The 8164-nt window shown below is 35.6% G+C and carries 7 protein-coding genes; 2 read left to right on the top strand and 5 right to left on the bottom strand.

The genetic code is table 11. From position 1 onward, the window contains the following. Positions 1-87 precede the first annotated feature (87 nt). The 3 genes from AACZ92_RS13495 to mnmE form a co-directional block, all read right to left on the bottom strand. Positions 88-840, bottom strand: a complete 753-nt coding sequence (locus AACZ92_RS13495; protein WP_339702265.1) for a DUF6090 family protein — start codon at positions 838-840, stop codon at positions 88-90. A gap of 264 nt (positions 841-1104) precedes the next feature. Further along, complete coding sequence (locus tag AACZ92_RS13490) at positions 1105-1854, bottom strand: hypothetical protein (protein WP_339702263.1); 750 nt, start codon at positions 1852-1854, stop codon at positions 1105-1107. Positions 1855-2062: 208 nt separating this feature from the next. Continuing rightward, entirely contained in the window at positions 2063-3460 is a 1398-nt protein-coding gene (gene mnmE, locus AACZ92_RS13485) for a tRNA uridine-5-carboxymethylaminomethyl(34) synthesis GTPase MnmE (RefSeq protein WP_339702261.1), read from the bottom strand. Between the two features lie 176 nt (positions 3461-3636). On the opposite strand from mnmE, the gene AACZ92_RS13480 reads away from it, so the two are divergent. After that, the gene (locus AACZ92_RS13480; protein ID WP_339702259.1) at positions 3637-3999 is read left to right on the top strand and encodes a DUF4870 domain-containing protein; all 363 of its coding nucleotides are present in this window, start codon (positions 3637-3639) and stop codon (positions 3997-3999) included. Positions 4000-4028: 29 nt separating this feature from the next. After that, entirely contained in the window at positions 4029-4517 is a 489-nt protein-coding gene (locus AACZ92_RS13475; protein WP_339702257.1) for a hypothetical protein, read from the top strand. Positions 4518-4522: 5 nt separating this feature from the next. Here the strand turns inward: AACZ92_RS13475 and AACZ92_RS13470 are convergent, their stop codons facing one another. After that, complete coding sequence (locus AACZ92_RS13470; RefSeq protein ID WP_339702255.1) at positions 4523-6805, bottom strand: TonB-dependent receptor; 2283 nt, start codon at positions 6803-6805, stop codon at positions 4523-4525. A gap of 12 nt (positions 6806-6817) precedes the next feature. Next, a complete protein-coding gene (locus AACZ92_RS13465) occupies positions 6818-8107 on the bottom strand; it encodes a sorbosone dehydrogenase family protein (protein WP_339702253.1) in 1290 nt (429 codons plus the stop codon). Positions 8108-8164: the final 57 nt, after the last annotated feature.

The following is an 8164-nucleotide window of genomic DNA, read 5'->3' as shown; positions in this document are numbered from 1 at the left end:
TCTTAGCTCAGTTTTATAAAAATCATGGGGTTGTGCAACGGTTACCATTGTTGTACTTTCGTTATTTTTCTTAAGGTTCTTATTATATTATTCTTGTTCTAGCTTTTCAATTAATGATTTTGTATCAGACTTTGCGTTTATCATATGCTCATAATGAACAAGTGCCAAAATTTGTCTAAATGTAATGGCATTTAATAATGCTAGTTTGCTTTCATCTTTTAAAATAATGCTTTTAGAGATCTCTTGAATATCAGTTTCGTAGTTAGGTATTGTTAAATGACCTGGAAATTTTGAAAAGCTTTCACCATATTCTTCAAACAGATTGACATAATTATAACCAAATTTTAAAAATGCCTCGATATAATGCTGATCAATAAGTAGAGAATTATTGTTTTGAATGATTTTTTCTATGCGTTCTAATTCTTGATAATAATTTAATATTTGATCTTTATTAACTTGGTTTTTTAAATTACTAATCTTCCCAGAAGATATTAAATCGGTATAGGTTGGGTCAGTAATCACAAATGTTTTTCTATAAGTTAAAAAAGAAGCACGTTTATAAAAGATACTGTCTAAAGTAAACATATGATCTTTATTGTAATCTTCTATTAGATAGCTTGCAGCTTCATAATATGATTGTTCCATTTGCATTTGGATATCAATAGAATTCAACTGTTCATTGAGATCTCTAACAATGTTATTTAAGTATTGTGTTTCAATTTGTTTTTCTTTTTGAGACTGATTCCAATTATTAATCTGTAAAGCAATCAAAATTCCAATTACGACAAGTACAATTTCTCCAATGGCACATTTAAAATACTTTCCAGTCTTGTTTTCCATTAGTAAGTTTTGTCTAATTTTTCTAAAGAATTGTATCATTGGTTAGCGGTTTCTGATAATGAAGCACAACTTGTTTATATGAACGGTTTTTCCGCTGTTAATGTACCTATTTGGCATGCTATGAGCGGTTTTTGCATTTTTATTACGTTCATAATTTTAAAATAGTAAAATAAGAAATACTAATATACCATTCATAAGGGGTATCTTATAAAACTAAAACAAACTTCTGTGTTTACTCATCGATAGGTAACTATTAAAAATTAGTTATGCTATTCCCACCACTCCAAAACCAACAGCGTCATTGCCATGTAACACATAACGCTCCCTATTTACAAGCTGATAAAACCGTATGCCCAAAAAGGCAATCGATACACCGCTGCCATGAACAGTTTGAATGGGGGATAAGCTATAATCTTGTTTCACTGTTTCAGGGGTTAACCAAATCGGTTCACTTTCAAATAAGGAAAAAGCCAACGTCTCAAAATCAAAGACTAAAATACCCAGCGTAATAGAAAGTAGATGAGCACCCTTAACCCAATGCACCTGCGAAGAATCTAAATCTAGAATCTTTAAAGTATAGTTGGTTGCAGTATACTGATAGGAAAAGGGCAAAACGTTATTTAATGGGCAATCTGGTGTGTAGGTGAAATGCTCTAATAACCTTTTGCCTGAGGTGGTAGCAACTCCGTTTGCTACGCGCCGCTTTCCACGATCATGTGCTGCGTCCAGATCTTTTAGTTTTGTGAATAATGCCATCAATCGGCTGTGAAAATGTGTAAATGTATGTCCGGCATAGAAAGGATACAAACTCCGTCGAAATGCTTTATTCACCTGCGAACAATGCCCAAACTCACTCCCGTTTTCCCGCACACGCTGCATACTGGCTTTCTCTTTAATGGCCTTTCCATTAAAACCACCTCCGGCCCGTCGAGCAACTGGTTTTCCGTTTAAGTAATAAAAATTAATCCCTCCAATAGTTCCCGTTAAGGGAATAATACCTTTTTGCTTTGCCATAACAACCAAATTTTAAAATGAATACAACCCGCTGTAATCGAAACATATAAAGTAAATATACTAAATAATTACGTATAGGTTATAGCGTGGTTATAATATGGTTATGGCAAACTTATAATAGAGTTATAGTGTAATCTATTTAATTAATAAACATAGCTAGTAAAGAAAGGACTACTGGAATTGTTCTATGTAGCACAAGTCTCAGGAATTACTTTCCGATACAAAAATTAGCAAATATGTTTCCAAGTAGCTCGTCATTCGATATTTCTCCAGTGATTTCCCCAAAGTAATACAAGGCTTGACGAATGTCTATCGCCATAAGATCACTACTTAAATTACTGTCAATACCTTGTTGTACTTTATGAATTTCTTCCAAAGCTTTTAAAAGCGAATCGTAATGGCGCGTATTGGTGACAATGGTTTCGTTGTTACGCAACGCTCCAGTATTTACAAAATCGAGTAGGGTGGTTTGTAGTTCTTCAACCCCTTCACCTGTTTTTGCTGAAAGTAGTTTTACATTTGGAATTTCAGTAGTAAGAGCTGTAATTCGTTCTTTTGAAAGTTGATCTACTTTATTGGCAATAATCACCAAAGGTTTTTGAGGAAAATTATTTTTAATTTTTTCTATTTCTACCTTTCTTTTCTGAATGATATCGCTACCACTAGTCAACTGAATACCGTCCACCAGCAACACAACCACCTGAGCTTGCTCCATCTTTTGAAAGGTCTTCTTTATCCCTAAGCCTTCAATAGTATCGGTAGTTTCACGAATACCAGCTGTATCAATAAATCGGAAGCCTATGCCGCCAATGGTAATTTCATCTTCAATAGTATCTCGCGTAGTACCAGCAATGTCGCTTACAATGGCACGTTCTTCATTCAGTAACGCATTTAAAAGTGTAGATTTCCCAACATTCGGTTCGCCTACAATGGCGACTGGAATTCCGTTTTTTAACACATTTCCAGTAGCAAATGAGTCAATTAAACGTTTTAAAACATGAGTAATGCGGGTTATTAATTTCTGGAACTCATCCCGATTGGCAAATTCTACATCTTCTTCGGCAAAGTCTAACTCCAGTTCAATCAAGGAAGCAAAATCTAATAGCTCTTGGCGAAGTTGCTTTATTTCCGAAGAAAATCCGCCACGCATTTGTTGTATGGCCAATTGGTGTGAAGCGGCTGAATCACTGCTTATTAAATCGGCTACCGCTTCGGCTTGGCTTAAATCCATTTTTCCGTTTAAGAACGCACGTAGGGTAAATTCACCAGCCTGTGCCATTCGGCAGCCTTTCCGAAGACATAATTGAATAATTTCTTGTTGAATATAGCTACTACCATGACATGAAAACTCAACTACATTTTCACCCGTATAACTGTTAGGGTTTTTAAAAACTGTAGCCAATACTTGATCAATCACTCGCGTATCGTCCATAATATTGCCTAAATGCACGGTATGTGTTTTCTGTTTTGTTAAATCTTTTCCTGAAATCGAGGAAAACAAGTTAGCGGCAATAGTAATAGCATCGTCACCCGAAAGACGGATTATGGCAATGGCACCAGCGCCTGATGGGGTGGCTAACGCTACAATGGTATCTGTGTGTGTCATAAATTCTTGTACTTCGGATATTTATTTTGAAATGCTCAGTATAAATTTCGGCAGGAATCTCTTACCTGCCTTATTTATCTTGCAAAAATACATAATTCCATATTCGATTGGTATGTGTGTAACATTTTATCATATTTCACTACTTATATAGTACATCATCAAAAAATCAATCAAAAATGGAAGTAATCAACCACACCGCAAAACGAACTGATAACCAGTTATTGGTCATCGCACATGTATCACAACTATTAACCTATGTTACTGGTTTTGGAGGGCTAGTAGTACCTCTAATTCTTTGGCTTACACAGCGTGATAAAGTAGTAGGAATGAACGAACATGGAAAAGCTATTGTTAATTTTCAACTTACACTAATATTGCTGACCATCATTAGCATTCCAGCCATATTACTATTAGGATTAGGTATTTTAATGCTCATCTTTATTGGTATTGTAGCATTTGTATTGCCTATTGTTAATGCAGTACGAGCTAGTAATAATGAAGCGCCAAGTCTTTTTATGACCATACGTTTTATTTCATAATTTAAACACGTAGTAAACAAATTTATAAAATGAAATTAAACTGGAAGAAGGGAACATTTTCAAGTACCTATAAATTATATGCTAAAGGAAAGGAAATAGGGGAGCTTGTGGATAAAAACTTTTCATCTATTACTATTGAATCACTTTTAAACAAAAAGTTTAGGTTTGAAACCAAGGGGTTTTTAAAACAAACAACGGATGTTATTGACGTTGAAAGCAATAAGAAAATAGGGGATATTACTTATAATGGTTTTTGCTCAAAAGCAACAGCTACTTTTAACAACGAGACATTTATTTGGAAATATGAAAATATTTGGAATTCCAAATGGAGTTTCAATCAAAGGGAGAAAGCATTGGTAATAGCAACCCTTTCATCAAAAGGTGGTACGGCAGTATCTAGAACCGAAGAAGCAGTATATTTAATAACAGCCTTGTTTATAAACAATTACTATAAAAAACTGGCCCTGGCAGCAATGATTGCCATTTTTATACCTATTTGGATGGCCAGTTTTAACTAGATTCCTTAAAAAGAATACTGAATTTGTAAACTACTATAATAATTGCGAGGTAGACCAGGGTAGTAATACCGCGGTTCGCTTCCACCAAAACCAGAGGCATTAATTAAAATTGAAGAAGCATACATTGAATTAGTTACATTATTAATGCCTGCTGAAAGCCGGATATGAAAAGCATCTGCTATCGCCTTTTTGTATTCGGCTTGTATATTTAATAAGTTGTATGAATCACTATACAGTGAGTTGCTATCGGTTATTGGCTGACTCCCAATGTGTCTAAAGTTTGAGGAGATACCAATTCCTGAGTTGTGATAAACTCGTACGCCTGCTGTTATTTTTTTATCGGGTACCCCAGTTAAATCGTTTCCTGAAAAATCATCTGCTTCATCTACAAAATCAAGGAACTTGTGAAAGTTAAATTCCGCATTAAAAAAAGGTTTAACCTCAAAAACGGAAGCTACATTAAAGCGGTAGTCAGCCTGAAACTCAAACCCTCGATGATGTGTTTTACCAGCATTTCTACCAATAAATTGATCATTGCCCACACGTTCAGCTACCAATAGATTGGATATAGACAATAAATAGGCGGAAGATTGTAGATGTAAATTTCTGTTGAAGAGATATAAATCGGTTCCTACTTCATAATTCCAACCAGTTTCGGGACCAATATCGGGATTAATAATTCCGTCGGGTGTTAAGGTTTCTTCCAGACTAGGATAATTAAACCCGCTACTAATATTTCCGTAGAAAGAAGTGTTTGGTGATGCAGTGTATAAAATATTGAGATTGGGAGCTACAATAAGCTCAAAATCTCTATCGGCAGACGTATTATCGCTTCCTATATTAAAAGCATCGGTATAGTCATAGGTGGTTTTATTTACATTTACGCCAATCTCAGCTTCAAGAGTAGCGGTAAGTGGCAAAATAGTAGTCGCAAATGCATTTAATTGTTTTCTAATTTCTTTATTGTTACTAAGCAAATTACCTTCTAGACTACCTTGATTGTTGTTTTCTTCATATAAATTTTCAATTGTTTTCCAACGGTATTCATCTTGATACCATTCACCACCAAAACTCACGGAAGCTTGTCGTTCATTAAAACTGAACGATTTGGCAAATACTGTTCTTGCACCATAACCATTCGTTATTTCATCTAAAATATTAAAAGGGCGTGGCTCATAATGATCTAAATACGTGTAATATACACTTGTGTTATTGCTAAAGGTTTCTGAAAACTTACTTGAAAAACTAAGTCCAGTCACCGTTTGGCGGTTGTCTTCGTAGCCTTTAGACGCATCCCAAGTAAAAGCTGCTTGTGAGGGATCTTCAGTAAAATCTGTTAACCTTAACGAACTAGGTATTTGCGCATTGTTGTTAAGATGGTTTACTAAAAAAGAAACACTGTACTTGTCGTTAAACTGGTAATCTGTATGCAAAAAATAACTATTCCGGTTATACCGACTGTTATCGCGGTATCCGTCTTTTTGAAGATGGTCATAATTAAAATGAATCGATAGATTGTCTTCTTTAACAGATGCACTTAACGTATTTTTAAACAACCCGTATGAGCCCGCTGTTACTGTATTTGAAACTTCAGTTCCATTTTTTAAAAGCTCATTGGAGTTGAGCAGTAGCGTACCGCCAAGATTGGTTCCGTATTGCGTAGCTTTTGGACCTTTTATAATTTCAATATTTTGTATATCGTTAGCATCATAGCTATCAATAGCCGTTTCGCCCACCCCGTTTGTAATGGGAATACCATTAAAATAAGCACGTATTTTATTAGTGCCATACAACGTTCGAGAACCCACGCCGCGGATGGTAATTCGGTTTGTATTGATGGCTCCTTGCTGAATATATACTCCGGGTGTTTCATTAATAGCATTAACCAAATCTACCGGGCTATAGGTTTCAATAGCTTCTGAAGAAATACGGGAAGTAGGCACAAGTACGCCACTTTCCTTCTGAAATTTAGAAGCCAAAATAACGGGTTCCAGTTGTTCTGTTTCCTTTATTCTTTTAAGAATATACTTTTTTCCTGTTTCTGAAATAGTGATCCTTTCAGCATAAAAATCAGGATGCTGAAGCATAACTGTAACAGGAAGTTCTATTTCTGAAGAAAAAGAAAATGCCCCATTTGAATTTGTGTTAACCATTATGGAATCGCCAACGCTTACTGAAACACCTTCAACGGGATTGTTGTTTTGAGATGTAACGATACCAGTAATTTGGGCTGAACTATTAAAAAAGACGGCTATAAATATAACCGTCATAATGTGTTTTAAACGCATAGACACTTGTTGTTATTGATCGTAACTTACTTTCCAGATTGTATTTCCGGTATCGTCGTTTACTAATAAAGCTCCATTGGGCGTTACCGTAACACCAACTGGACGTCCATAGACGTTTCCTTCTTCTTCATTAGCAATAAAACCAGATAAGAAATCTTGTTGCCCTCCAGTTGGTTTACCATCTGAAAAAGGAACAAATGTTACTTTATAACCAGAGAATTTTGAACGATTCCAAGAACCGTGTTGTCCAATAAAAGCACCGTTTTTATACTTCTCTGGAAATTGATCATCCGTATAAAAAGTAAATCCTAGTGAGGCTGTATGAGGCCCTACGGAAACATCTGGGACAATTGCTTTTGCAACCAAAGAGTCTGCTTTTCCTTTCATTCTAGGGTCTTCAATTTGCCCAAAATAGGAATACGGCCATCCATAGAAACCACCTTTTTGCACGCTAGTTATATAATCGGGAACTAGGTTATCACCTAACTTATCACGTTCGTTAACTGCTGTCCAAAGATCACCTGTAACTGGGTTCCAGTCCATCCCAACGGGGTTTCGTAATCCACTTGCGTAGATAACTTCGCCGCTACCATCTAAATTCACTTCTAGAATGTTAGCACGTCTAATTTCTTCTTTCATTCCGTGTTCACCAACATTACTAGCTGATCCTACAGAGATATAAATTTTGTCTTTTGCGTCATTAGTAATAATATTCCGTGTCCAGTGGTTATTATAACCTCCAGCTGGTAGTGAAACAATCTTGGTTCCTTCAGTATCTTTTAGGTTAGTTTGACCTTCTGTATATGGGTATTTATAGAGACCGTCGGTATTTGCTACATAAAAAGCATCACCAATTACGAGCATACCAAAAGGTTGATTTAAGTTTTCTAAAAAAGTTTCTCGTACTTCAAACTTACCGTCTTTGTTTGTATCACGGAGCAATGTAACTTTATCGGCACTGCTTTTGGTATTTGATTCTACCACAAAAACATCTTCATTAGGTGCAATGTATGTCCAACGAGGATTGTCAAAGCCATCTGCAAATTTAGTGACAGTAAAGCCTTCAGGAGCTTTGGGTTTTTCGTTTTCCGGCCAATCTACCATATTATAAACCTTGGCGGTAGATTTTGTAGCGTATGGAGCAGGTAAAATTAAATCGCCAACAGCGGTTTGAACTGTATCGGCCGTGTATTCATGCTCAGTTAAATCGGGATCAGATTTTGCTTTCTTATCTGCAAATTGCTGTTTACAAGAAAAAAATGCGAAACTAAAAACAAGGGTGATTAAAGTAAGTTTTTTCATAGTAATTTTCTTTTACCCTTAAAATACTATGAAACTTTTAAACAAGACTTTAAAATA

It is taken from the genome of uncultured Marixanthomonas sp., assembly GCF_963974425.1.
Taxonomy (GTDB): domain Bacteria; phylum Bacteroidota; class Bacteroidia; order Flavobacteriales; family Flavobacteriaceae; genus Marixanthomonas.
Note: the sequence above shows the minus strand (reverse complement) of the source record. Positions and strands in the feature narration are given on the sequence as shown.